Here is a 23,867-nt window from a genome sequence, read left to right on the forward strand (position 1 = left end):
CTCTCCGTCTCAGAGCTCGGCCAGGACCCTATCAGCGGGTCGACTCCTCGAGGCGCGGATCGAGGAAGCCCGGCTCACTCCGAGATCGTGAGCGCGATCGGCGCCAGCCGGCGCGCCGGTACGCCGCCGTACAGGTTGCCGCCGACGAGCTCCTGCCTGGTCCAGGCCGTCGAACCGGCGGCCAGCAGCGCGCCCTCACCGACCACCACGCCGGCGAGGAGCGTGCACTTGGTCGCGATGACGGCGCCCTTCTTGAGCTCCACCGGCTCGACGATGACGCCGCCCTCGTGCGGATCGAACGCGTGCGAGAGCACCGTGGTCCGCACTCCCGTGATCCAGCAGTCCTCCGCGATCAGGAGCCCGCCGCTGCAGTCGAGCATGTGGAAGCTGATGATCCGCGAGCCCGCACCCATGGTCAGGCGCCGGTAGTGCTCGGGCGCCTCCCCCCCCGGTGCCAGCGTCACTCCGCACATGATCAGGTTGAAGTACGCGATCATCGCGTCTGGTCCGAGCCTGACCAGATCGAGGTTGCCGAGGATGTTGAAGTTGCCGATCGTCGCGTTCTCGGCCAGCTCGAAGCGGTTCACGTGGCGAACCAGGCAGATCCCGACGTTCGCCGACGGGTGGATGTCGTGGCCCACCAGGTTGAGCAGCTTGATCTTCAGGCGCCTGAACGGCAGCAGGAACGCCAGGGTGGTCAGCAAGTCACGCACCGGCGGATCCTAGCAACAGCGCCGGTCAGAGACCGAGCCGTGCGAGCGCCTTCGCGACGTCGTCCGCCACCTTCGCGCGACCGGTGAACGAGTAGTGCTCCGTGCCGTTCCTGTGGTCCTGGAAGTCCGGCTCCTCGAGGACGGGCTTGAGGAACGCGTCGGGGCCGACCGAGTCGCCGAGCAGAGCTGTCTCGACCCGCGCGAGGTTGGTCTGCACGTGGGCGGCGAACTCACCGGGGAAGAGCTCCTCCCCGCGCTGCACCGGCGGCTGCGCCCAGTACGCGACGGCAGGTACGCCGTACTCGGTGAGTCGCCGACCGAGCGCGCCCAGCGCCGCGAGCCCGCCGTTGTCCTCACCGACCACCTCGCCGTGAAAGTAGTCGAAGCGCAGCCGCTCGATCTCGACGGGCCACGGAGGCGGCCCGTATCCCTCCAGTCGTGACAGATAGCCGTCGATGGTGGCCGCACCGCCCCAGCGCGTCTCGACCGGGAGCTCGCGGAAGGCCCGGATCTCGCCGTGCCGCGGCCCGCCTCCGCGGGCCACGGCTCGGATCCGGCCGATCGGCGGGGACAGCCGGGCCAGAGCCTCCCGGGAGCGGGCATGCCCGTGAAGTGGGTGCCGAGTCACGTGGACAGCGGTGTTCGTCCGGACGTTGATCGCGAGCACGAGCGCCCGGGGGCGCTCCTGGAGCAGGCCGAGCACCCGGAGGACCTCGCCGAACATCCGCGCGTCGTAGCCGGCACCTGCGACGGTGACGACACGGGCACCGGTCGCCTCGCCGATCAGCTCGGGGACCAGCCTGCGGTCGGTGTCCTCGTGGGCCCACGCAAGGCAGGAGCTCTCCCCCAGGACCAGGACGTCGCCCGTCCCGCCTGCCAGGTCGGCGCGTGCGCGCTCGACGCGGACGAGGGTCTGGTCGACCCAGCGATCGCGCAGCTGTCGCAGCCGGCCGCGCAGTTCTGCTCGCACACCCACTCCTTCGCTGCGGCTGAGGGCCGATCGAGGACGAGGCACCACGTCCTCGGACCAGCCGAATCGTACTGGCCATGCGACCGGCCCGCGGCGGGTAGCATCCGTGGCCATGTCCCCGCGCACACAGCCACGTCAGCAGGCGGGATCCGTCCGCTGTCCCGCCTGCGAGTCGACGCACACGACCGTGGGTCCGAAGTCGCACACGCAGTTCCAGATCGTCGCCCGGTGCCGGTCGTGCGGGGCCTGCTGGCTGGCCGACGCGCCGCGCCTCCCGGCGACGCTCAGCGTCGACGAGGTCCCGGAGAACTATGTGGACACCTGGGTGGACAACAAGCGCGAGACGGTCGGGACCCACGAGTGGAAGCGGCAGCTGGAGTGGCTCGGCTCAGAGCTGCAGGGTGTTGAGCGCCCGCGACTCTACGACGTCGGGGCCGGCGACGGCGAGTTCCTCGCCCTCGCCCGTGACGAGTTCGGCTTCGAGGTCGGGGGCAACGACATCCTCGAGGGCGCGATCCTCACCGCCAAGCGTCGCTACGCGGTCGACCTCGACCTCGGGGACCTGAGCACGCTGACCGGCACGAGAGAGGTCGACGCGGTGACCATGTGGTGCGTCCTCGCCCACACCGACCACGGCGATGCGATGGTCGGCGACGTGGCGTCGCTGCTGAAGCCCGGCGGCGTGCTGTTCCTCCAGACGCCGCACCGCACCCTCGCCGACAGGGTGTTGATCGGGGCGAAGTCGGTCACCGGCGGAAGGTGGAGCCGGCTCTCGGACCGGCGGCTCGCGATCCACCACCGGATCCTGCACACCCGCCGCAGCGTCACTGCCCTGCTCGAGCGCCATGGGTTCGTCGACGTACAGGTGCAGCCGCAGGCGCGGTACTCCCTGTCGTCGGAGGCTTACCTCGCATCATTGCGCACGCCGCAGTGGGCTCTCCCACCGGCTGCCAAGGCGATGGACCTCGCCGTCCGGGGCCCGCTGGCGCCGCGCATCGTGCTCGACGTACGCGCGCGGAAGAGGTCGTGATGACGACGCCTTGTCGCACCGCCCCCCACACGACGGAAGGCACCGACTGATGCTGAAGATCCTGGCCGAGGACCTGAGGGCCAGCGTCGACGGCGGTCGCCGCACGGGCCTGAGGTTCTGGGTCTACCTGCTCGCCCGGTCCTCGATCGCCCCGCAGGTGCACGCCCTGGTGATGTTCCGGATCGGGTCATCGCTCCGCGGCACGCCGCTGTGGCCGTTGGCGTACCTGCTGAAGTCGATGGCGATCGTGTGGGCAGGGGCCGACATCCACCCCAAGGCGCAGATCGGTCCGGGCTTCGTGCTGGCCCACGGCACCGGCGTCACCATCGGCGCAGACGTCCGCGCGGGCCGCAACCTGCGGGTGAACACCGGCACCCAGGTCGGAGCGATGCGGCTCACCGATCCGCTCGATCCGAGCCGGCCGACCTACATCGGGGACGACGTGTTCCTGGGAGCGCACGCGATGGTCCTGCAGGACTGCCACGTCGGCGACGGCGCGGTGGTCGGAGCCAACTCCGTCGTCACCAAGGACGTGCCCGACCTCGCCGTGGTCTCGGGCAGTCCGGCGCAGGTGGTCCGCGTGCTCGAGCGGCCGATCGCGGGCGGTCTCCAGTGAGTGACTCCCGGGCCCTCTGCCCCGCCTGCGACGGGTCGATGGAGCTCTTCGACACAGCCGTCGTGCTCGCGCACCACGATGCCACCTACCACCGTTGCCGGCAGTGCGGGCTCGTCGCCGCCCGGGACACCCCGTGGCTGGAGGAGGCCTACGCGAGCCCGATCCACGACGCCGACGTCGGCCTGCTGCGACGGGCACGCCGCTACAGCGCGATCGCCTCGGCGGTCATCCGCTTCGAAGGCCTGACCGGCGGCCGCTTCCTGGACTGGGCAGGCGGGTACGGCGTGCTCACCCAGGTCATGCGCGACAAGGGACACGACTACTGGCACCACGACGCGTACGCCCAGCCCGTCTTCGCGCGCGACTTCCGCGACGACGGAGAGGGCAGGGTCGACCTGGTGACGGCCTTCGAGGTGATGGAGCACCTCGCGAGCCCGAGGGAGGAGCTGGCGGGGATCGCCAAGCGCAGCGACCTGCTGCTCTTCACGACCGAGCTGGTGCCCGACCCAGCGCCGCGGGTGGCGGACTGGTGGTACTACATGCCCGACGTCGGTCAGCACATCACGCTGCACACCGAGGAGTCGCTGCGGCACGTCGGCGACGCCCTGGGCTACCGGCTGACCACCAACGGCCGCAACTGGCACCTCTTCCACCGCAACAGCGTGAGCCCGCGGACGCGGCTGCTGCTGTCCTCCTCGCTGAACCGCAAGGCGCGCACGGCGCGCAACGCCGTTCTGCAGGCACGACAGAAGCTGCGCGGCTGACGCGACCGCGCCGCTCTCAGCGGGCGACGAGCTTGCGGACGAACCGCCAGACGACCCGCTGCGTGATGATCCGGCGCACGACCTTGCGCAGCCACAGGGGCCGCACGATCTGCTTGGCCAGCCGGGACATCTTGCCGTCGATGCGCAGCAGGACGAGCTCGAGCTCCATCTCGACCTCGCGGTCGAGCGCGACCGCAGGCGGGTGGACCAGCGGGAACGCCATCTGCTGCGCCGGCCGTGGCTGGCGGTTGGCGCGCGTGTGGGTCGCGTCGGGCCCGAAGCCGTCGTTCTCGATCATGTACAGCGACGGGGTCGCACACAATCCGGCCTGCGACATGATCGTGACCCAGAAGTGGTGGTCCCAGCCGTACTCGTCACCGTCGGTGGTCAAGGAGACGTTGAGGAAGTGCCGACGCCCGGCGTCGGTCACCAGCGATCCCTCGGCCGGCGGTGCCGGCACCGTGCGGACGGCATCGGCGGTGCGCGGTCGCTGGTCGACCCGTTCGGTTGCGCCCGCGTGGTCGCGGGGGAACAGCGCACGATGCCGTTCCCAGCGATCGGCCCACGTCGCCCAGCCCCAGACGCTCGCCCAGCTGCTGAACGCGTAGCTCTGCCCCTTGAACGCCTCGAACGGCACCAGCTTCTTGTCGCCGGCCAGGAGCCAGACGCGCTGGTCCTCCTCGTAGCGGTCGAGCAGCTCCTCGCAGTAGCGGAAGAACGAAGGGTCCGGGATGCAGTCGTCCTCGAACACGATCGCCCGGTCGACCTGCGTGAAGACCCAGTCGAGGCCGAGCTCGACGTTCGCCTCCAGGCCGATGTTGGACTCGGCGTACCGCTTCTCGACCTTGCAGTCCCAGTCGATGGTCTCGATCAGCTCGCGTACGGCGGTGCAGCGCTCGGCGTCGTCGGAGCTGCCCGGCCGCGGACCGTCGGCGATGACGAAGATCCGCGACGGCTGCACGCGGCGGAACGCGTCGATCACGCGCTCCGTGACGCGCGGTCGATTGAACGCGATCAGGACAACTGGCACGTCAGTCGCCACGGGCGGCTCCTCGTCGGTCGGTCACGCGGGAGGCAAGGCGGGTTGCCCGGGCACTCGTCTCGCTGTGCAGGATCGCACGCGCGACCCGGCGCAGGTGCGGGTTGGTGACCACGCGTCGGACGCGGTCGACGGTCCGGCCGCCGATCCGGCTGATCAGCAGCTCGAGCTCGCGCTCGACCTCGACGTCCAGCGCGACCTCCGGATGACGCAGGGGCAGCGGCATCGGTCGCGCAGGATCGGTGTCCCGCTCGTAGACGCCATGGGTTGCGCCGGCACCGAAGCCGACGTTCTGGACCATGTTCACCGCCGGCGTCGCCGCCAGCGCTCCTTCGGTGAGCATGGTCAGCCACCACTGCTTGTCCCAGCCGTGCCGGACGACGTCGTCGGAGGTCGCTGCCTCGGCGAAGTGTGCGCGGCCGGCACGCGTGACCAGCAGCTCAGGACTGGGCCTCGCCGGCTCGGTGCGCACCGGCGCGAGGCCGTCACTGCCCCGGTGGTCCCGGGGGAACACCGCCCGGTGCCGCTGCCACCGGTCCGCCCACGTCGCCCAGCCCCACACGCTCGCCCACGCCGCGAACCGGTAGCTGTCGTCGCCGAAGCGCTGTGGCGGGACGCCGTGCGAGTTGCCTGCGACCTGCCAGACGCGAGCGTCGTCGCGGTAGCGGTCGAGCAGGTCGGCGGCGTACGCGAAGAACGAGGGGTCTGCGACGCAGTCGTCCTCCAGGACGATCGCGTCCTCCACCTGACCGAACACCCAGTCCAGGCCGGTCTCGACGTTGCCCTCGCAGCCGAGGTTGACGTCGCTGTACCGCCGATCAACGCGGCACGGCCAGTCGACCGAGTCCATCGCCGCGCGGACCTCGGCGCACAGGACGGCGTCGTCGGCCCGACCCTCCCTCGGGCCGTCGGCGACGAGGAAGATGCGCTCGGGCGCGACCGCCCGGATCGCGTCGAGCGTGCGCCGGGTGTGCTCGGGCCGGTTGAAGCCGATCAGGACGACCGACGTCATCGCACGCTCCACGGACGGCGCTCGGGGACGGCGACGGGCCTCCGGTCGGGGATCTGGGTCGGCGGCTCGGCCGCAGGAGCGGTCAGCTCCACGGCCGCCAGGATCGCGAGAGCCATTGGCACCACGATCGTGCGGTCGAGCAGGCCGGGGAAGGTGATGCCGGCAACCAGGAAGACCAGCGGCAGGTAGGAGAGTCGGCGGAGCGGATGGGTCGAGATCAGTGGACGGATCAGGACGTAGCAGGCGACGAGGAACGCGGCGAGCCCGAACACACCGACCGCCGCGGCGACCGTCAGGAACATGTTGTGGTACGTCCCGACGACGATGTCCAGGCCGGTGCCGATGAACGGCGAGCCCAGGAAGCGATGCCAGCCTTCGACGAGCGCGGTCTCGCGTACCGAGTCGGAGACGGCGGCCGTCGGATCGCCGGCGAGACGCGCCAGCGAGCCGCCCTGGCCACCGATCTCGAGCAGGTAGGGGAGCATCGCCAGGCCGAGGGCTCCCCCGGCCACACCGAGGAAGGTCCAGACGCTCGATCGCTCGACCAGCGGGATCAGCACGACGACCGCAGCCGTCGCGACCGTGGCGCCTCGGCTGCCGCTGATGATCAGCGAGACCAGGCTCGCGAACGCGAGCCCGGCGAGGATCACGCGGGCACCGGCGGACGTGTGCCTGGGAATCAGGAAGACGATGATCGCGATGCAGGTGGCACCGGCGAGCCCGAAGTCGTTGGGGTGGTGGCTGAGGCCCTGGTAACGGCCGTTGATGGCAGCACCGCGGGCGAACGCGAACAGCAGGCTGACCATCTGGCCGGCCAGGTAGGACGCGAGCAAGCCGTCCACGACACGACCGCTCGGTTGCCACATCACCAGGACCGCCGGCAGCAGGCCCAGGCACAGCAGCCACTGCGCCAGGAAGACCACGCTGCCCACCGCCGACGGATTCGTCGCCGAGGCGATCAGGCCGATGCCGGCGAGGACAGCGAGGGACGCCACGTAGACGCCGGGCAGGCGGGCCTGCCGGCTGATCACCTCGGGGATGAGCAGGAACATGGCGAGCAACATCAGCAGGTCGGTCGGGGTGGCGACGTTCGCGATGCCCCCGAGGCCCCGGTACATCGGCGCGGTCGCGAAACAGGCCGCGAGGGCGACGATCGCGACCCGCTCCCTGCCCAGGGCTGCGAGCGCGACGATCAGGACTGCCACGAGACATGCAGCGACGGCTCCGACGGGTCCGCTGGTGGCGACCGCCGTCAGGAGCAGGGCGACCAGGACCAGTGCCGCGGTCAGGACCCGGCGTTCGGTGGCCTCCACGCGCTCAGCAGCCGGCTCGTCGGCCCGATGTCACCGTCGGCGAGCAGGCCGTGAGAGACCTCGACGCGGCGTCATGGGCGTCGACGCCGTCGACGATGGGGCACGTGCTCACGCGGTCAGAGTATCGGCAACGGGCGCTCGTGACCGGATAAGGTCTCACATCCGCGCCGATCGTCATGTGTACCCGGAGGACAGCTCATGCACCTGGTCGTCGATGCCGTCGCGGTCGACACCGGGAGCTCCGGCATCGTGGTGGAGAACGTGCTCCGCGGCTGGGTCTCCGCCGCCGGCGACGACACCATCACCGTCCTCAGCGGTCCGGACGGACCGGCGTTCGCCCTGCCCGAGGGCGTCCGCACGGTCCGGCTCGCCCGTCCGCGCGGACCGCTCGGCGGCCTGTGGCTGCGCTCGGTGGGGGTACGCCGGGCCGCCGCACGACTTCACGCGGACGCCGTGCTCGTCGGGGTGCCGGCGAGCAGCCTGGCCGGGACCGCGGCCCCACGCGCGGTGATCCTCTACGACCTCAGGCACGAGGTGCGGCCACAGCAGTTCCCGCTGTCCCGGCGGATCGCCCGGCGGGTCTCGTGGGGCTGGAGCCTGAGGACGGCCGACGCGATCTGCACGATCAGCGAGCGCACGCTCGACGACCTCCGTCGACGTCACCCGCGCCTTGCCCGGCACGGCGTCGCCGCCGTGCTCGGCGCCGACCACGTGGACGGCTGGCCGCCGGTGGAGCCCACCGGCCCGCCGTACGCGCTGGCCTTCGGGCACTTCGCCAACAAGAACGCCGGCGCCGTCGTGGAGGCGTGGGCCCATGCGTGCCGCCACCAGCTGGTCGGCAGCGAGTGGTCGCTCCGGCTCGTCGGCATGGGCGAGCGCGACCGCGCGGCGGCGACCGAGCGGGTCGCTGCGCTCGGCGTGAGCGATCGCGTGGAGCTGATGCCGTGGCTCGACGACGACCGGTTCCGGGAGTGCTTCGCCGGCGCGCGGCTCGTGGTGTACCCCTCGGACTTCGAGGGGTTCGGGCTGCCTGCGGTCGAGGCGATGCGGATGGGCATCCCGGTCGTGGTGTCGGCCGACCTAGCCCTTGCCGAGGTCACCGGTGGCCACGCGGTGACGACCCGATCCGTGGCGCCGGAGGCGCTGGCCGAGGCGATCGCGCAGGCGACGGTGCTGGACACCGACCACCTCGATGCCGCGCGCCGGTTCACCGACCGGATGACGTGGCAGGGCACCGCGGCGACGATCCGCCGGTCCCTGGTCGCGGGCCCGTCGCGGACCGCGGACGCCGGAGTCGGCTAGCAACCCGGTCGCGTGGCCCGGTCGCAGTCAGCCGCCGGCGAACGGCGGCAGGAACTCCACGGTGTCGCCCGGCGCGACCATCACCGTCGCGGGATCGCCGGTGTTCACGGGACGATCGCCCAGGAGCACGGAGCACGTCGCGAGCACCGCGCCGAACTGTGCGGACGAGGCGTGCAGGTCCAGCGCCCGGGACTTCAGTTCTGCCAAGGTGCACGGCTCCGAGAGCTCGACGACGTCCTCGGTGACACCGGCTGCCGCGCGGGCTGCGGCCCAGTACCGCAGCCGGACCTGTCCGGCTGGTGAGTCGGCCTGGCGTGTGAGCGCGCCCATCTCCGATATCCTGCCTCATCGCAGTCGGCCCCGGAGGAGGTGCCCACCCTTGAGCGAGCGAAGCGAGCTCAAAGTTCAGCACAGCCTCGAGTGCTCGTGGCTGCCCGATGCGAAGCGAGGGGGGCCGTGAGCACACTGCTCCTGTTGACGAGCACGACTCAGCCCTCGGCCGACGTGCTGCCCGGGCTCGCGCTCCTCCCCCACCAGGTGAAGATCCTCCCGGCGGAGGGAAGCGCGCTGCTGGAGGCACCTGCCTCTGACGTGGTGCTGATCGACGGGCGTCGCGAGCTCGCGCACGCCCGTGACCTGTGCCGGCTGATCCGCACGACCGGATCGGTGCAGCCGGTGCTGCTGATCGTGACCGAGGGCGGCCTCGCCGTCGTCGCCGCCGACTGGGGGATCGACGACGTCATCCTCGACGACGCCGGACCTGCCGAGATCGACGCGCGCCTGAGGATCGCGCTCGGGCGTCGCGACGCCCAGGATCGTGACGACCCCGAGGCGCACATCATCCGCAGCGGTGAGGTCGTGGTCGACGAGGCGACGTACACCGCGCGACTCGGCAAGCGGACGCTCGACCTCACCTTCAAGGAGTTCGAGCTGCTCAAGTACCTCGTCCAGCACCCCGGCCGGGTCTTCACGCGCGAGCAGCTGCTCCAGGAGGTCTGGGGCTACGACTACTTCGGCGGCACGCGCACCGTCGACGTGCACGTACGCCGCCTCCGCGCGAAGCTCGGCCCGGAGAACGAGTCCCTGATCGGCACGGTGCGCAACGTCGGCTACCGCTTCGTGCTGCCTCCGAAGGACTCCCAACGCGACCACGAGGACGTGCCCGCACAGTGACCGGACAAGTGTCCCCCGGCATCAGGCAGATCGGCGTCGACGAGTTCGGCACGGACGACGGCGGCGGTCCGGCCGCCGAGGTCAGGCGGATCGCCGAGGCCTGCGACGCGGCCGACGGCGTCATCACGCTCAACGAGCAGGCCTGCCTGCAGTTGAAGTACCGCGGCCTGCGCGACGCCTCGCTGTGGCTCGGCGAGGGTGGCTTCGCACTGCTGCACGGGCAGCTCCTCGACCTCGCGGTGCACCCCGATTCGCGCGGTCACGGCATCGGCACCGCACTGGCCGAGGCGGCCCTCGCCGCCACCGACCGGGTGGAGGCGTGGTCCCACGCAGACCACCCGGGAGCGGCCCGCATCGCGGCGCGCTTCGGGATCCCCAAGGAGCGAGAGCTGCGGATCATGAGCCGGCCGACCTCGCTGCCGGTCGCCGACGCGACCGTGCCGCCGGGCGTGCGCATCCGCACGTTCCTGCCCGAGGACGAGGACGCGCTGCTCGCGGTCAACGCGGCGGCGTTCGCGCATCACCCCGAGCAGGGCCACATGACGCACGAGGACTTCCGGGAGCGGGTGTCCGAGGCCTGGTTCGACCCGGCAGGCCTCTTCCTGGCGGTCCCCGAGGACGACGACCCCGAAGTGCCCGTGCTCGGCTTCCACTGGACGAAGGTGCACCGCGACGAGGACCCGCCGTACGGCGAGGTGTACGTCGTCGCCGCCAACCCGAAGGCCGCCGGGCGGGGCCTGGGCACCCTGCTCACCAACGTCGGGCTTCGACACCTGGCCACGCAGGGGGTCGACGAGGTGATCCTCTACGTCGACGGCGACAACGACCCGGCGATCGCCGTGTACGAGCGGCAAGGTTTCACGACGGTGCGCACCGAGGTGCAATACCGCGGCGCGACGCGCTGACCACGTAGCGAAACGGCCCCGGGGAGCACCCCGGGGCCGTTCGCGTGTGGTGCTAGCTCACTTGTGCACACGCACGGTGAAGGTCTTGTCGACCTGAGCCAGCGTGCTGTTGCCCTTGTAGTGCACCGTGTAGGTCTGACGACCCTTCGGCTGGTTCTTCAGCACGACGATGGCCTTGCCCTTGACCAGCTTGACCGCCTTGTGCACGACCTTGGTGCCGCGCATGACGACGACCTTGCCCTTCACCGGCGACTGCTTGGCCGAGACGAGCTTGATGCCGAGCGCCACCTTGCGGCCGGCGTGAGCCCTGGCTTTCACCTTCTCGGTGGCGCCGTACTTCACGACATCGGAGGTCACGGTCGTGGACTGACCGGTGTACTCACCGAAGCCGTCACCGCCGGCCGCCGTGACGACCAGGGTCAGCCGCTTCCCGAGGTCAGCGGCCGTCGGCGTGTACGTCGCGCCGGTGCCCACCTGGGCGCCGTCCCGGAGCCAGGAGTACGAGAACTCGGTGCCGACATTGCGTGTCCAGCGACCCGGGTTCGCCGAGAGCGGGACCCCGACCGTCGGGTAGCCGCCGATCGAAGGCGCCTGCCGGGCGCGCAGCGCGTCGGTGAGCCGGAAGTTGACGCCGGTGACGTTGACTCCCGCGGCCAGGGAGACCGGGGTCGCCTCGGCATAGGTGTCGGCATCCACCCAGTACTGGGACAGGTACGACACGTCCGCGTCCTGGCCGAGTGCGTAGAGGCGAACCGGGCCGGTCGGATCGAGGACGATCCGGTAGTTGCCGGTTGCCGCATCCGTGAACTCGCCCTCGCCCGTGAACAGGGCGCTGAAGAGATCACCGTCGTTGTCGACCGGGAACACTCCGAAGGTGCCACCGCCACCAGTGGGGACGTGCGCGTCGGCCCCGACCCGGATGTTGCCCGAGACGGAGGCGGTCAGCGGCAGCTTCGCGTTCGCCGTCGCGGGCGCCGCCGGATCGACCGTCACGTTGACGACGGCGGCTCCCTTGAACCAGCGGGACCCGCCGGACCAGCGGACCTCGTGCGGCAACGGCGAGTTGAGCGTCACCGGGAAGGACCCGGGGTCCTCGGCCTCGAACTCGACCTTCACGGGGCCGGCGGGCAAGGCGGCGAACGAGTACGTGCCGTCCGGGCTGGTCACGATGTCGTCGATCGGGTCGCCGGTGGTGGCGTTGAAGACGCTGACCAATGCGTTGCCCAGCGGTGCGCCGGCCGCATCGGTGACCGTGCCCTGCAGCTCGATCGTGTTGGCAGCACTGGCCGGGCCCGCGAGGCCGAGGCCGAGCGTCGCGGCAGTGAGCGCCAGCACGGTGCCGGCGGCCGCACGTCGGCCGGCGGTCGACCTGGTGGAGACAGACTTCATTGATCCCCCTTGGAATCACTCGAGAATGGGAGCGGCGGTGAACGTAGCAGTGCCGGAACTCGCGAGCACCGTAAATGGCCGAGGTCAGGCGATTCACCGCGAATGTCCTCTTCGTCATCCACCGAACAGCGTCGCGTTCGAGCCGAACTCCCGGTTGTCGAGTGCCGACGAGGTCTGCTAGTGAGGCGAGCCGGGACGCGAAACGGCCCCGGGATGAGCCCCGGGGCCGTTCGCCATGTGGTCCTTGCTCAGCGGACGCGGACCGTGAAGGTCTTCGTCGCCTTCGCGAGCAGGCTGTTGCCCTTGTAGAGCACCGTGTAGACCTGCTTGCCCTTCGGCTGCCCGTTCACGAGGATCACGGCCTTGCCCTTGACGAGCTTGACCGCCTTGTGGACGACCTTGGTGCCGCGCATCACGACGACCTTGCCCTTCACGGGCGACTGCTTGGCCGAGACGATCTTCACCCCGAACCGCACCTTGTGACCGGCGAATGCCTTCGCCGTGCCCTTGGCGTCGGCCGGGTAGCGGACGACGTCGGTCTGCAGCGAGACCGCCTCGCCGGCGTTCTGCACTGCGGGCCCGTTGAAGTCGGTGTCGGTGTTGACCGCGCGGACGTCCACGACCAGGCGGGAGCCGAAGTCGGCCACCGTCGGCGTGTACGTCGCGCCCGTGCCGACGACCGTGGTCCCGCGCTTCCAGGTGTAGCTGAACTCGGTGCCGGCGTTTCGAGCCCATGTCCCGGGCTTGGCGGTCAGCACGCGGCCGACTGCCGCGACCCCGGAGATCTGCGGAGCCTGTCGTGCGGTCAGGACGTTGGTCGGGCGGAGGTTGATGCCGGAAACCGTCTGGCCCGAGGCAACCGTGATCGGCGTCGCGGCGGCGGGGGTGTCCGCTCCGCTCCACCAGGTCTCGAGGTAGTAGGTGTCCGGACCGGTGACGTTGCTGTCCCAGCCGTCGCCTCCGATCCGCACGGAGCCCGGGTCGGTCGCGACCTTGAAGTTGATCCCGCTCGTCGCCACCGTGTAGTTCGCGACCCTCAGGTCGGAGGTGAAGACATCGAGGTCCCAGCCGTCGGTGAACTCGTGGCCGTCGGGCGCCGAGAGAGTGCCGGTGACGATCCCCGCCTGCGTCAGCGGGAGGTTGAGGGTGCCGTCACTGTCCGCGACGACGGTCACCGGCGTCGCGGTCCCGATCGACCGGGTGCCGCCGTACCAGCGGTCCAGGTAGTAGGTCGTGTCGGCGTAGTCGAAGGTGTTGTGGTCCTCCACCCACACCTTGTACTGACCGGCAACCAGGTCGTCGAACTCGTAGTGTCCGAGCGCATCGCTGTGCACCGTTTCCACCGAGTCGCCCGTCGCAGCGTCGTACACCTCCACGTGGATGCCTTCGAGCGGAGTGCCGCCCACGCCGGTGACGGTGCCCTGCAGGTCGATCGTCGAGATGGCACTGGCCGAACCGGCGACGCCGAGGCTCAGCGTGGCGGCGGCCAGCGTGAGCACGGTGCCCGCGGCGGCGCGGCGGCCGACGGCCGACCTGGTGAAGACAGACTTCATGGATCCCCCTTGGAATCACTCGAGAATGGAAGCGGCGGTGAACGTAGCAGTCCCGGAACTGTGGAACACCGTAATTGCCGCAGCTCGTGCGATTCAGCGCGAATGTCGCCTTCGTCATCGCCCGAACGGCGGCGGACCGGAGCCGGACTCCCGGTTGTGGAGCCCGGGGGACGTCTGCTAGCGCAACGCCTCGGCGAGCCGCTGCGCGATCTCGCCATCGAGCGCCCGGGTCTCCCGACCGACGCCGACGATGTTGAAGAAGCCGTGGATCATCGAGGGGTAGCGCTTCCGGGTCACCGCGACGCCGTGCGCGGCCAGCAGGTCGGCGTACGCCTCGCCCTCGTCGCGCAGCGGGTCGAAGCCGGCGGTGACGACGTGGGCGGGCGCGAGGTCGTGCGGAAGCTCGTCGCGGAGCAGCACGGAGCCGAGCGGGTGATGCCGTCCGGCGGGGTCGGGGAAGTACCAGTCGCTGCAGCGTCCCATCCCTTCGGAACCGAGGTAGAACCCGCCGCCGCCGAAGAGCCGGTAGCTGCGCGACACGTTCACGAAGTCGGTGGCCGGGTAGACGAGCAGCTGGAAGGCCAGGGGCAGGCCGGCCTCGGCGGCCAGGATCGCGGTCGTCGCGGAGAGGTAGCCACCCGCGGAGTCGCCCCCCACCGCGAGCCGCTCGGGGTCGGCATCCACCGCGGCTGCGTTCTTCACCAGCCACTGGTACGCCGAGAAGCAGTCGTCCACCGCCGCGGGGAACGGGTGCTCCGGCGCCAGCCGGTAGTCGATCGAGAGCACCTGCACACCAGAGTGCTCGGCCAGGTGGCGGCAGGCGGGGTCGTGGCTGTCGAGGTCGCCGGTGGCCATCCCGCCGCCGTGGATGAACATCAGAGTCGGCGCCGGGTCGGGCCCGAGCCGTGAGGACGGGATGTAGAGCCGGGCTGCCAGCGGCCCGTCGGCACCGTCGACGACGAGGTCGCGGAGCGCGCCGATCGGCTGGCGCCCACCCGCCGCTGCCGACTGCCTGCGGACCGCTGCCCGCGACTCCGCCAGCGGGCGCACGGCCAGCCCCGGCTCGCCGGCCAGCCGCTGGAGCGCGAGGAGGAGCTGCGTCTCCGTCGCCAGCCGCTGCCCGTCGATGACGACCGGCTTGCGCAGGAGTGCCCGCTGGACCGGCTCAGGCAGGGCCATGGCTGCGCGCAGGACCGCGCCCTCGACGGCCAGGGGGAGGGAGACCATGGCCCTGAACGTACGTCACCTCCCGTTCAAGTTGTGCTGTCAGACTGCTCACATGAGCATCGAGTCGTTCCCCTCGACGGTGGGCGCCAGCGCCGAGGAAGGTCCCCTCGACTCCAGCCTCCGCGTCGTCGCCGACGCGTTCGACGTGGACCCGCCGTACGTCCCCGAGGCCGACGACCTCGACCTGACCTTTGCCGACCGCTTCCTGGACCGTGAGCTCTCCTGGCTGCGCCTGAACCAGCGGGTGCTGGAGCTGGCCGAGGACGAGAGCCTGCCCCTGCTGGAACGAGTCCGGTTCCTCGCCATCTTCGCAAGCAACCTCGACGAGTTCTTCATGGTGCGCGTGGCCGGCCTGAAGCGCCGCATCGCCGCCGGTGTCGCCGTGAAGGCAGCGTCCGGGCTGATGCCGCGCGAGGTGCTCCAGCAGATCCTCGAGAAGACCGCGGACCTCTCGACCCGGCACGCACGGGTGTTTCGCGACGGGGTCATCCCGGCGCTCTGCGACGAGAGCATCGAGATCGTCCGCTGGGAGTCCCTGGACAAGGACGAGCAGCGCATCGCCAAGAAGGTGTTCAAGGAACGCGTCTTCCCGGTGCTGACTCCGCTGGCGGTCGACCCGGCCCACCCGTTCCCCTACATCTCCGGGCTCTCGCTCAACCTCGCCGTGCTGGTGCGCAACCCGAAGACCGGCAAGGAGCACTTCGCGCGGGTGAAGGTACCGCCGATCTTCAGCCGGTTCGTGCCGCTCGGCAACCAGCGCTTCGTACCGCTCGAGGACGTGATCGGCGAGCACCTCAAGCGGCTGTTCCCGGGCATGGAAGTGGTGAAGGTGCACACGTTCCGGGTCACCCGCAACGAGGACCTCGAGGTCGAGGAGGACGACGCGGAGAACCTGCTCAAGGCCCTCGAGAAGGAGCTGCTGCGCCGGCGCTTCGGACCGCCGGTGCGGCTCGAGGTCGAGGAGTCGATCGACGAGGAGGTCCTCGACCTGCTGGTCTCCGAGCTCGGCATCAGCGACGCCGAGGTCTTCCGGCTGCCCGGCCCGCTCGACCTGCGCGGACTGCACGACATCGCCGACCTCGACCGGCCGGACCTGAAGTACCGCCCGTTCCTCGCCGCGACGCATCCGCTGCTCGCCCCCGTCGAGTCGGCCTCGCCGGTCGACGTCTTCAAAACGGTCGGGCGGTCCGACGTGCTCCTGCACCATCCGTACGACTCGTTCAGCACCTCGGTGCAGCGGTTCCTCGAGCAGGCCGCCGCCGACCCGCACGTGCTGGCGATCAAGCAGACGCTCTACCGCACGTCGGGCGACTCACCGATCATTGACGCCCTGGTCGACGCCGCAGAGGCCGGCAAGCAGGTGCTGGTGATCGTCGAGATCAAGGCGCGGTTCGACGAGGAGGCCAACATCCGCTGGGCCCGCAAGCTCGAGCAGGCGGGCTGCCACGTGGTCTACGGGCTGGTCGGGCTGAAGACGCACTGCAAGCTGGCGATGGTGGTGCGCGACGAGCCGGACGGCATCCGTCGCTACACCCACATCGGCACCGGCAACTACAACCCGAAGACGGCCCGCCTCTACGAGGACCTCGGCCTGCTCACCACCAACGAGGCGATCGGCGAGGACGTCGCGCACCTCTTCAACAACCTGTCGGGCTTCTCGCGCAACGCGTCGTACGACGAGCTGATGGTCGCGCCCGACTCGGCCCGCAGCGGCCTGATCGAGCACATCCGGGCAGAGGTCGCCCACCAGCGTGCGGGCCGCCAGGGCCGGATCCGGATCAAGGCGAACTCCATCGTCGACGAGGCCGTCGTCGACGAGCTGTACCACGCGTCGCAGGCCGGCGTGGAGGTCGACCTGCTGATCCGGGCGATCTGCGCGGTGCGGCCGGGCGTCCCGGGCCTCTCGGAGAACATCCGGGTCCGCTCGATCCTCGGCCGGTTCCTCGAGCACAGCCGGATCTACTGGTTCGGCAACGGCGGCGACCCGCGGGTCTACATGGGGTCCGCCGACATGATGCACCGCAACCTCGACCGCCGCGTCGAGGTGCTGGTGCGGCTGCCCGACCAGGGCGGCATCGAACAGGTCACGGCTCTGCTCGACCTCGCGTTCGACGCGCACACCTCGGCGTGGGAGCTGGAGGCCGACGGCACCTGGACGCGCAACACCTCGCCCGACGACGAGCCGATGGTCGACCTTCAGGAGACCCTGATCGCCCAGCACAGCCGCCGGCGGGCGAAGTAGCACCCGCGGCGCAGGTCAGGCGGTCAGGCCACCGTCGGCGACGATCACCTGGCCGGTGATGTAGTCGTTGGCCGGGTCGGTCAGGAAGAGCACGATCCGGGCGATGTCCGCGGGCTCACCGAGCCGACCTGCCGGCGTACGCCGCACGATCTGGTCGAGCTGGGCGTCGTCGAGGCCGTGGGACATCTCGGTGCGCAGGTAGCCCGGCGCGATGGAGTTCACCACGATCCCGCGGGATCCGAGCTCGCGGGCCAGGGCCCGGGTGAGGCCGTCGAGCGCGGCCTTCGTGGCGCTGTACACCCCCAGCCCGCGGTAGCCGGACAGCCCCACGATCGAGGAGATGTTCACGACGTGGCCGCGCCTGCGGGCCAGCATCCGGCGCGTCACCAGCTTGGTGATGTGCAGGGTGCCCTTGAGGTTCAGGTCGACGACGATGTCGATGTCGTCGTCGTCTGCCATCGCCAGGATCCCGTCGCGCGCGACGCCCGCGTTGTTCACGAGGACCTCGATGGTCTCCCAGCGCTCGACCACCGCGTTGACGAATGCCGTGGTCTGGTCGCGGTTGCTCAGGTCGACCTTCCCGAACAGGAACCGGTCGGGGTACTCCTTCTCCCACCGGTCGACCTCGTCGGTCCGGGAGCGCGCGCAGGTGGCCACTCGGTCGCCCGCGTCGAGATGGCCCTGGACGATGCCGGCCCCGAGGCCGCGGCTGCCGCCGGTGACGACGACGACCCTGGGCACGGCAGTGGGTTCTGGAGTTGAGGTCACGCTTCTTCCATCCTTCTCACGGTCTTGTCCCCCCGGGTCTGGATCGAGTCGACGAACGCGACGCTGCGCGGCTGCCAGGCCCGCGGAAGGTCGGCGACGGCTTCGCGGATCTGCTCGCGCAGTCCGTCGAGGTCGGCATCGTCGGGGCTGCCGACGGGCACCACCTCGGCCGCGACGATGGCGCCGGTGAGCCGGTTCGCACGTCCGAACACGCGAGCGGCGGCGACCGTGCCCAGGGCAGTGATCCGCTCCTCGACCGGCAGCGGGTGCACCTTCACCCCGCCGACGTTGATGACCTCGGTCGTCCGGCCGCGGAAGAGCACCCGGTCGCCGACCACCTCGACGAGGTCGCCGGTGCGGCGCCACTCGGTGTCCGCGTCCGGAGCCGCGCCGTCCCCGGGTGCGTCGGCATAGCTGAGCATCCCGGCGCTCCCCCGGACCCACAGCTCGCCGTCGTGGACCCGCAGGTGCGCCGAGGGGTTCGCCTCGCCGAACAGCGAGCGGGCGTCGAGGCCCGGCAACCCGTCGCGGACCGACGCCACGGAGCCGAACTCCGTCGACGCGTAGACCTGGGAGATCCGCGCGCCCGGGAACGTCGTGCGCAGCTCCTCGAGGAGGTCAGGAGGACTCGCCTCACCGCCCAGGGTGATCTGCTCCAGATCCGGGAGCGCGACCTGCCGGGCGCGCGCCTCGGCGAGCAGGAAGCGCCAGTACGTCGGGGTGGCGCTGAGGCAGGTCACGCCCGCCGTCAGCAGTGCGTCCAGGCCGTCGCGCGGCTGGCGAGGGAACGGCGCCACCAGCGTGGCCCGGCTCGCGAGCACGTGCTGGAGGACCTGCAGGCCGGCGAACTGGTGCGGGCCGTAGGCCAGCAGCCAGCGCTGCTCCGGGCGGGGCTGCACCTTCTCGACCGTCCGCGCCAGGATCGTCCAGTCGTGCCGCGCTGCCTTGGGTACGCCGGTCGTGCCGGTCGTGCGGATCAGCAGCGGCTGCGCACCGTCCGGCGCCGGACGGTCATCGGCCTCCGCTGCGGCGAGCTCGTCGGGATGGAGGACGACGAACGGGCCGGCCAGGTCGGTGCGCCTGCTCACCACGACGTCGTGCTTCAGCGCTCCCGCCTGGTCGGCGAGCTCCGCCGGCGCGATGTCCGCCTGGTACTGGCACGGCTCGCTCGCGACGAGCGCGGCTCCCGCGAGAAGCTGGAGGATGAGGGCGGCATCGGACTCGACGATCGCGAACCGGCCCAGGTCGCGCGCGACCAGTCCGGCCGCCACCCGCCGTGCACCCGTGAGGAGGTCGGCGTACGTGGTGGTGGCAGTGCCGGTGACCACGGCGGGGTGGTCGGGCGCATCCGCAGCGGCTCGTTCGAGCAGCAGGATCATGCGCTCGAGGAGACCTCGTAGAACGCGAGGATGTCGCCCACGGTCTGGGGCATCTCCTCGGCCGAGGAGAAGGGATCGGTCCCGAAGGTGTCCTCGAGCGTCGCGGAGAGCTCTGCAGCCTCGAGGGAGTCGAGCATCAGGCCGTCACCCCAGAGCGTGGTGCTGCCGGTGAGACCGTCCAGGCTCTTGTTCGCGCGGACGAGAAACGTCTCGATGACGCCCTGAACGGTGCTGAGGTCCGTCTCCACGGTGGTTCCTCTCGATGATCACGGCCCACGCGGACCGGGTCAGGCTGGCTTGGCTGCGGCAAGTATTCCGTAACCCAGGGTGTCGTCGTGCCAGAAGGCCTCAAGAATGTGCGTCGACCGGACGAAGTCGTCGACGGCCTCGGACCCGATGAGATCGAGCAACGTCGGCTCGTGTCGCTCGGCATTCGCGCGCCACGCCGCGAACGTCGGCAGCGTCTCCGTCGTGATGTCGGTGCTGTCGGTCACGGTCAGGCCGAGCTGCTCCAGCGTGGACGTGTAGGAGTCCAGCGGATGCATGTGGGCATCGCCGAAGGCTGCGCGCAGCGTCGCGAACTGCTCACGGCGATCCCTCACCTCGAGGAACGGGATCTCGCGACGCCGGATGATGTCGCACAGCACGATGCGCCCGCCGGGGGCCAGCACGCGCGCGCACTCGGCGAGCAGGGCCGCGCGGTCGCGCATCAAGTGGGACGACTCGAGAACCCACGTGACGTCGAACGATGCGGCGGGCAGCCCGTTGTCGGTGCCGTCCCTGTTCTCGAACCGAGCGCCCGACAGACCGCGCTCCGCGGCCAGGGCGCGGGCGGCGTCCACACCGCTGTCACTGGTCGTGATGCCCAGGACGTCCGCGCCGTGCTTGTCCGCGAGATCGCACGCCTGGCGACCCGTGCCGCACCCGACGTCGAGCACCCGGTCGCCGGGGGCGATACGCGCCCGGTCGAGCATCTGACCGGTGAGCGCACCGGTCGCCACGTCGAGCGGCGTCTGCGGAGTCGAGAAGTACCCGTAGTGGAACTCCTCGCCCATGATCAGGCGCCACGCGTCGTGTACCCGGTTGTAGTGCGCGGCCGGTTCGTGGCTGCTGGAGGTCTCGTCGGCCATTCCTCATGCTTCCGTCGTCAGGGGGAATCGTCGCAAGGTACACCACCTCAGCGGCTCCGGTGGCCCGGTCCGGCACACCGGCGGACGGCTCAGCAGGTCGCGAAGAGCACCGGCCCGTTGTCCAGCGCGGACAGCACGAAGCCCGACTTCTCCTTCGGGCGCAGCCGGAGCAGTACGGCGGACCCGTCGGTGCGCGACGAGATCAGCTCGAGGTCGTCGCTGAAGCTGCCGCCCCGGCCCGGCGCCTCGCCGACCGCGAGCCGCGCCCGGGGCCTCAGGTCGTCCCTGGCCTGCCCGGAGCTCTCGAAGAGCTCACCGACGGTGAGGGTCCGGTCCGGTGCCATAGCCATCACCAGTCCCGACAGCGGGTGCACGCCGCCCGCCTTCGTGACCAGCGTCTCCGCCTGGGCCTGGCCGTCCTCGTCGGCCTGGGACATCGCGAGGTCCTCGCAGGCGAAGTCGCGGGTCCAGAGCATGGCGGCCGCGGGTTCGGCGAGCTTGCCGACGAGGTCGCGGGTGGAGCCCACGTCGGCGAGCGAGTCGGCGCGACCGTCGGCAGCGGCGGCCGCCTGCTTCGCGTAGTCCTCGGTGTCGCTGGTCACGACCAGGTGGCGGTCGGCCAGCACGGCGACGTACTGGAGCTCGGGGGTGATCGACGGGTCGATCGACGCGACCAGGTCGACACCACCCTTCCAGACCCCGGTGGCCGACGCCGGCTTGGTGAACCCGAGGTCCTCGAGGTCACCGGTGACCTTGTCGAGGTCGAAGCCGTCGGGCACGCGCACGACCATCGTGGCGCCCGCCCGCGACTGTGCGTACGCCTCCCAGTCGACGGTCGCCGGCGAGAACCCGAAGTGCTCCTGCAGCGCGGTCGTCGACTCGTCGATGCTGGACGCGGCCGAGAGGTCGCTGTCGTAGGCATTGTTGGTGAGCTTGTCGATGGTCCCCGCGCTCGGAGCGGCCTGGTCGGGCACGCCGAGCTCCTTGCGCACCGCGCCCCAGTCCGTGAATGCGAGCCGCAGGGTGCCCTTGGGCACGGCCTCGAGCGCCTCGCTGAGCCGGCTGCGGTGCGCGTCGTGCCACACCTTGCGGCCCGCCACGACGGCGACCAGCACGAGGACGACCACGGTGGTGAACACGACCACGCGGCGACGAGTGCTCAATGCGGCTTCCCCAATTGCTCGACTGCCGGGAAGACTAGTCGCATGGCTTCGACCGACCTCGGCGCTCCGGGCGCCGTTCCGGTGCCCGACGTGGTCGCTGCAGGTGCGCTGGTGCTGCGCCGGGCGAACGGCGGTGAGGTGCTGCTGGTGCACCGCCCGAAGTACGACGACTGGGCCTGGCCCAAGGGCAAGCAGGATCCGGGCGAGCACGTCACGGCGACCGCCGTCCGCGAGGTGGTCGAGGAGAGCGGGGTCGAGATCCGTCTCGGCCGGCCGCTGCCCGTGCAGGCCTACCGGGTCTCGGGTGGCCGCACGAAGCAGGTGCACTACTGGACCGGCTGGGTGATGGGTGACCCCGACGTCTCGGCGTACGCCGCGAACTCCGAGATCGACCAGGTCGCCTGGATGGGCTTCGACAAGGCCCGCCGGATGCTGACCTATGCCGACGACGCCGCGCTGCTCGACCTCGTCGAGCGGCACCCGAAGCGCACCTCGGCGCTGATCGTGCTGCGCCACGCGCGAGCCCAGAAGCGGTCGACCTGGGACGGCCCGGACGAGCGGCGTCCGCTGACTCCCGAGGGTCTCGCCCAGGCGGACTGCCTGGTGCCGATGCTGTCGGCGTACGGCGTCACCCGGGTGCTCAGCTCGCCGAGCAGGCGCTGCGTCGAGACCGTCGCGGCGTACGCCGAGGACCACGTCCTGGAGATCGAGCCGGCCCCCGGAGTCGACGAGGCGGACGCCACCCCTGAGTCCGTCACCGAGACCGTCGCCATGCTGCTCGCCCAGAAGGAGAGCGCCGTGCTGTGCAGCCACCGGCCAGTGCTGCCCGACATCCTGGCCGCGCTCGGCGTCGCCGAGGAGCCGCTGGCGCCTGGCGAGATGGTCGTCTGCCACCACCGCAAGGGCCGCGTCGTCGCGGTGGAGCGCCACCTCGCCGGCTGAGCACCTCCGCGGCCAAGATGGCGGCTGGCGTTCACCTTCCGTTCACGTTGCGACCGGGGGCGTGTCATCTCGGATTCCTACCTTCGGCGATGTCCAGTCGTTGAAGACAACAGGAGATCGAAGTGAACCGCACCGTCCTTCGCCGCATCGCCGCCCCTGGCGTCGCCGCCCTCACCCTCGGCCTTGCGCTGTCCGCGTGTGGCGCCGGCAACGAGGGCAACAGCACCTCGAGCAGCTCGCTGAGCGGCACGCTGAAGGGTGCCGGCTCGAGCGCACAGGATTCCGCGATGAAGGCCTGGCGCGCCGGCTTCCAGACCGACAACTCGAAGGTCACCGTGAACTACGACCCGTCCGGCTCGGGCGCCGGCGTCACCCAGTTCAACGCCGGTGCGATCGACTTCGCCGGCTCCGACGCCGCCCTCGACCCGGCCGCGGGCGAGGTCGACGCCGCCAAGCAGCGTTGCGGCGGCGTGAACGCCCTCGAGGTCCCCGACTACGTGAGCCCGATCGCGGTGGCCTTCAACGTCGACGGGGTCGACAAGCTGAACCTGTCCGCGAAGACCGTCAGCGACATCTTTGACGGCAAGATCAGCAAGTGGGACGACCCGGCGATCAAGGCCGACAACCCCGACGCCAAGCTGCCGGACACCAAGATCTCCCCGGTGCACCGGTCGGACGAGTCCGGCACCACCAAGAACTTCACCGACTACCTCTCCAAGGCCGGCGAGGGCGCCTGGACGTACCCCGCCGACAAGGTGTGGCCGATCAAGTCCGGGGAAGCCGCCAACCAGACCTCCGGCATGATTGCCGCGATCAAGGCCGGGGCCGGCAGCATCGGCTACGCCGACGAGAGCCAGGTCGGTGACCTGAGCGTCGCGTCGATCAAGGTGGGCGACGCGTTCGTCGCTCCCTCGGCCGAGGGCGCCGCCAAGGCGCTCGAGGTCTCGCCCCTGGACGACACCCGCACCGAGGGCGACCTGGCCGTCAAGGTCGACCGGACCACGACCGAGGCCGGCGCCTACCCGCTGATGCTCACGTCGTACCTCATCGCGTGCCCGACCTACTCCGGCGACAAGGCCGACCTGGTCAAGGCGTTCCTGAAGTACGTCGTCAGCACCGACGGCCAGAAGGAGGCGGCCGACAACGCCGGCTCCGCTCCGCTGCCCGCCACCCTGCAGTCGAAGGCCGAGGAGATCATCAACACGATCTCGGCCAAGTGAGCCACGAGAGCCAACCA

Annotated in this window: 23 protein-coding genes; 9 read left to right on the forward strand and 14 right to left on the reverse strand. The window is 70.7% G+C overall.

Annotated elements, in window-relative coordinates; genetic code table 11:
* Positions 1-74 precede the first annotated feature (74 nt).
* Positions 75-713 (reverse strand): acyltransferase, encoded by a 639-nt coding sequence (locus ACVW00_RS17435; protein WP_457112161.1) that lies wholly within the window; start codon positions 711-713, stop codon positions 75-77.
* Between the two features lie 25 nt (positions 714-738).
* Entirely contained in the window at positions 739-1,683 is a 945-nt protein-coding gene (locus tag ACVW00_RS17440; RefSeq protein WP_457112162.1) for a hypothetical protein, read from the reverse strand.
* A gap of 112 nt (positions 1,684-1,795) precedes the next feature.
* Between ACVW00_RS17440 and ACVW00_RS17445 the strand changes: the two genes are divergently transcribed.
* Genes ACVW00_RS17445 through ACVW00_RS17455 form a run of 3 tightly spaced genes read left to right on the forward strand, consistent with a single transcriptional unit; the run spans position 1,796 to position 4,093 of the window.
* Positions 1,796-2,713, forward strand: a complete 918-nt coding sequence (locus ACVW00_RS17445) for a class I SAM-dependent methyltransferase (protein ID WP_457112163.1) — start codon at positions 1,796-1,798, stop codon at positions 2,711-2,713.
* A gap of 49 nt (positions 2,714-2,762) precedes the next feature.
* The gene (locus ACVW00_RS17450; protein WP_457112164.1) at positions 2,763-3,329 is read left to right on the forward strand and encodes a serine O-acetyltransferase; all 567 of its coding nucleotides are present in this window, start codon (positions 2,763-2,765) and stop codon (positions 3,327-3,329) included.
* A complete protein-coding gene (locus ACVW00_RS17455; RefSeq protein ID WP_457112165.1) occupies positions 3,326-4,093 on the forward strand; it encodes a class I SAM-dependent methyltransferase in 768 nt (255 codons plus the stop codon). Before ACVW00_RS17450 ends, ACVW00_RS17455 begins: the two co-directional genes overlap by 4 nt.
* Positions 4,094-4,109: 16 nt before the next feature.
* Here ACVW00_RS17455 and ACVW00_RS17460 read toward each other — a convergent pair whose 3' ends face one another.
* Genes ACVW00_RS17460 through ACVW00_RS17470 form a run of 3 tightly spaced genes read right to left on the reverse strand, consistent with a single transcriptional unit; the run spans position 4,110 to position 7,457 of the window.
* The gene (locus tag ACVW00_RS17460; RefSeq protein ID WP_457112166.1) at positions 4,110-5,135 is read right to left on the reverse strand and encodes a hypothetical protein; all 1,026 of its coding nucleotides are present in this window, start codon (positions 5,133-5,135) and stop codon (positions 4,110-4,112) included.
* Entirely contained in the window at positions 5,125-6,144 is a 1,020-nt protein-coding gene (locus ACVW00_RS17465) for a hypothetical protein (protein ID WP_457112167.1), read from the reverse strand. Before ACVW00_RS17465 ends, ACVW00_RS17460 begins: the two co-directional genes overlap by 11 nt.
* Positions 6,141-7,457, reverse strand: coding sequence for an O-antigen ligase family protein (locus ACVW00_RS17470; protein WP_457112168.1), 1,317 nt, complete (start codon positions 7,455-7,457; stop codon positions 6,141-6,143). The genes ACVW00_RS17465 and ACVW00_RS17470 overlap by 4 nt, the downstream gene beginning before the upstream one ends.
* A 198-nt stretch (positions 7,458-7,655) precedes the next feature.
* Here ACVW00_RS17470 and ACVW00_RS17475 point away from each other — a divergent pair, with 198 nt between their 5' ends.
* The gene (locus tag ACVW00_RS17475; protein WP_457112169.1) at positions 7,656-8,759 is read left to right on the forward strand and encodes a glycosyltransferase family 4 protein; all 1,104 of its coding nucleotides are present in this window, start codon (positions 7,656-7,658) and stop codon (positions 8,757-8,759) included.
* Positions 8,760-8,786: 27 nt separating this feature from the next.
* On the opposite strand, the gene ACVW00_RS17480 is transcribed toward ACVW00_RS17475, so the two are convergent.
* Complete coding sequence (locus ACVW00_RS17480) at positions 8,787-9,089, reverse strand: MoaD/ThiS family protein (protein WP_457112170.1); 303 nt, start codon at positions 9,087-9,089, stop codon at positions 8,787-8,789.
* Between the two features lie 126 nt (positions 9,090-9,215).
* Here ACVW00_RS17480 and ACVW00_RS17485 point away from each other — a divergent pair, with 126 nt between their 5' ends.
* Both ACVW00_RS17485 and mshD read left to right on the forward strand, forming a co-directional pair.
* Entirely contained in the window at positions 9,216-9,932 is a 717-nt protein-coding gene (locus ACVW00_RS17485) for a winged helix-turn-helix transcriptional regulator (protein WP_457112171.1), read from the forward strand.
* Positions 9,929-10,837, forward strand: a complete 909-nt coding sequence (mshD, locus tag ACVW00_RS17490) for a mycothiol synthase (RefSeq protein ID WP_457112172.1) — start codon at positions 9,929-9,931, stop codon at positions 10,835-10,837. The genes ACVW00_RS17485 and mshD overlap by 4 nt, the downstream gene beginning before the upstream one ends.
* Before the next feature lie 57 nt (positions 10,838-10,894).
* On the opposite strand, the gene ACVW00_RS17495 is transcribed toward mshD, so the two are convergent.
* The 3 genes from ACVW00_RS17495 to ACVW00_RS17505 all read right to left on the reverse strand — a co-directional run bounded on the left by ACVW00_RS17495 (position 10,895) and on the right by ACVW00_RS17505 (position 15,006).
* Positions 10,895-12,226 (reverse strand): carboxypeptidase-like regulatory domain-containing protein, encoded by a 1,332-nt coding sequence (locus tag ACVW00_RS17495; RefSeq protein WP_457112173.1) that lies wholly within the window; start codon positions 12,224-12,226, stop codon positions 10,895-10,897.
* 248 nt (positions 12,227-12,474) lie between these two features.
* Positions 12,475-13,779 (reverse strand): carboxypeptidase-like regulatory domain-containing protein, encoded by a 1,305-nt coding sequence (locus tag ACVW00_RS17500; protein ID WP_457112174.1) that lies wholly within the window; start codon positions 13,777-13,779, stop codon positions 12,475-12,477.
* A gap of 177 nt (positions 13,780-13,956) precedes the next feature.
* Positions 13,957-15,006 (reverse strand): alpha/beta hydrolase, encoded by a 1,050-nt coding sequence (locus ACVW00_RS17505; protein WP_457112175.1) that lies wholly within the window; start codon positions 15,004-15,006, stop codon positions 13,957-13,959.
* Positions 15,007-15,058: 52 nt separating this feature from the next.
* Here ACVW00_RS17505 and ACVW00_RS17510 point away from each other — a divergent pair, with 52 nt between their 5' ends.
* Positions 15,059-17,248, forward strand: a complete 2,190-nt coding sequence (locus ACVW00_RS17510; protein WP_457112176.1) for an RNA degradosome polyphosphate kinase — start codon at positions 15,059-15,061, stop codon at positions 17,246-17,248.
* A gap of 15 nt (positions 17,249-17,263) precedes the next feature.
* Here ACVW00_RS17510 and ACVW00_RS17515 read toward each other — a convergent pair whose 3' ends face one another.
* The 5 genes from ACVW00_RS17515 to ACVW00_RS17535 form a co-directional block, all read right to left on the reverse strand.
* Positions 17,264-18,016: an SDR family NAD(P)-dependent oxidoreductase gene (locus ACVW00_RS17515; protein ID WP_457112177.1), complete on the reverse strand. Its 753-nt coding sequence runs from the start codon at positions 18,014-18,016 to the stop codon at positions 17,264-17,266.
* Entirely contained in the window at positions 18,013-19,395 is a 1,383-nt protein-coding gene (locus ACVW00_RS17520; protein WP_457112178.1) for a class I adenylate-forming enzyme family protein, read from the reverse strand. The genes ACVW00_RS17515 and ACVW00_RS17520 overlap by 4 nt, the downstream gene beginning before the upstream one ends.
* Positions 19,392-19,643, reverse strand: coding sequence for a hypothetical protein (locus ACVW00_RS17525; protein WP_457112179.1), 252 nt, complete (start codon positions 19,641-19,643; stop codon positions 19,392-19,394). Before ACVW00_RS17525 ends, ACVW00_RS17520 begins: the two co-directional genes overlap by 4 nt.
* A gap of 39 nt (positions 19,644-19,682) precedes the next feature.
* Positions 19,683-20,525, reverse strand: coding sequence for an SAM-dependent methyltransferase (locus ACVW00_RS17530; protein WP_457112180.1), 843 nt, complete (start codon positions 20,523-20,525; stop codon positions 19,683-19,685).
* Between the two features lie 89 nt (positions 20,526-20,614).
* Positions 20,615-21,688, reverse strand: a complete 1,074-nt coding sequence (locus tag ACVW00_RS17535) for a hypothetical protein (protein WP_457112181.1) — start codon at positions 21,686-21,688, stop codon at positions 20,615-20,617.
* A gap of 42 nt (positions 21,689-21,730) precedes the next feature.
* Here ACVW00_RS17535 and ACVW00_RS17540 point away from each other — a divergent pair, with 42 nt between their 5' ends.
* Together ACVW00_RS17540 and pstS are read left to right on the forward strand one after the other, a co-directional pair.
* Entirely contained in the window at positions 21,731-22,630 is a 900-nt protein-coding gene (locus ACVW00_RS17540; protein WP_457112182.1) for an NUDIX hydrolase, read from the forward strand.
* A 122-nt stretch (positions 22,631-22,752) separates the two neighbouring features.
* Positions 22,753-23,850 carry a phosphate ABC transporter substrate-binding protein PstS gene (gene pstS, locus ACVW00_RS17545; RefSeq protein WP_457112183.1) on the forward strand — a complete coding sequence of 366 codons (1,098 nt, stop codon included), beginning with the start codon at positions 22,753-22,755 and terminating at the stop codon, positions 23,848-23,850.
* Positions 23,851-23,867 lie beyond the last annotated feature (17 nt).

The sequence above is a fragment of the Marmoricola sp. URHA0025 HA25 genome (assembly GCF_054059435.1).

Excerpts from the sequence above, each read along its gene's own strand:
- ACVW00_RS17445 (WP_457112163.1), top strand. The coding sequence starts at position 1,796 with ATGTCCCCGCGCACACAGCCACGTCAGCAGGCGGGATCCGTCCGCTGT.
- ACVW00_RS17450 (WP_457112164.1), top strand. The coding sequence starts at position 2,763 with ATGCTGAAGATCCTGGCCGAGGACCTGAGGGCCAGCGTCGACGGCGGT.
- ACVW00_RS17465 (WP_457112167.1), bottom strand. The coding sequence starts at position 6,144 with ATGACGTCGGTCGTCCTGATCGGCTTCAACCGGCCCGAGCACACCCGG.
- ACVW00_RS17475 (WP_457112169.1), top strand. The coding sequence starts at position 7,656 with ATGCACCTGGTCGTCGATGCCGTCGCGGTCGACACCGGGAGCTCCGGC.
- ACVW00_RS17480 (WP_457112170.1), bottom strand. The coding sequence starts at position 9,089 with ATGGGCGCGCTCACACGCCAGGCCGACTCACCAGCCGGACAGGTCCGG.
- ACVW00_RS17495 (WP_457112173.1), bottom strand. The coding sequence starts at position 12,226 with ATGAAGTCTGTCTCCACCAGGTCGACCGCCGGCCGACGTGCGGCCGCC.
- ACVW00_RS17500 (WP_457112174.1), bottom strand. The coding sequence starts at position 13,779 with ATGAAGTCTGTCTTCACCAGGTCGGCCGTCGGCCGCCGCGCCGCCGCG.
- ACVW00_RS17505 (WP_457112175.1), bottom strand. The coding sequence starts at position 15,006 with ATGGTCTCCCTCCCCCTGGCCGTCGAGGGCGCGGTCCTGCGCGCAGCC.
- ACVW00_RS17510 (WP_457112176.1), top strand. The coding sequence starts at position 15,059 with ATGAGCATCGAGTCGTTCCCCTCGACGGTGGGCGCCAGCGCCGAGGAA.
- ACVW00_RS17520 (WP_457112178.1), bottom strand. The coding sequence starts at position 19,395 with ATGATCCTGCTGCTCGAACGAGCCGCTGCGGATGCGCCCGACCACCCC.
- ACVW00_RS17530 (WP_457112180.1), bottom strand. The coding sequence starts at position 20,525 with ATGGCCGACGAGACCTCCAGCAGCCACGAACCGGCCGCGCACTACAAC.
- ACVW00_RS17540 (WP_457112182.1), top strand. The coding sequence starts at position 21,731 with ATGGCTTCGACCGACCTCGGCGCTCCGGGCGCCGTTCCGGTGCCCGAC.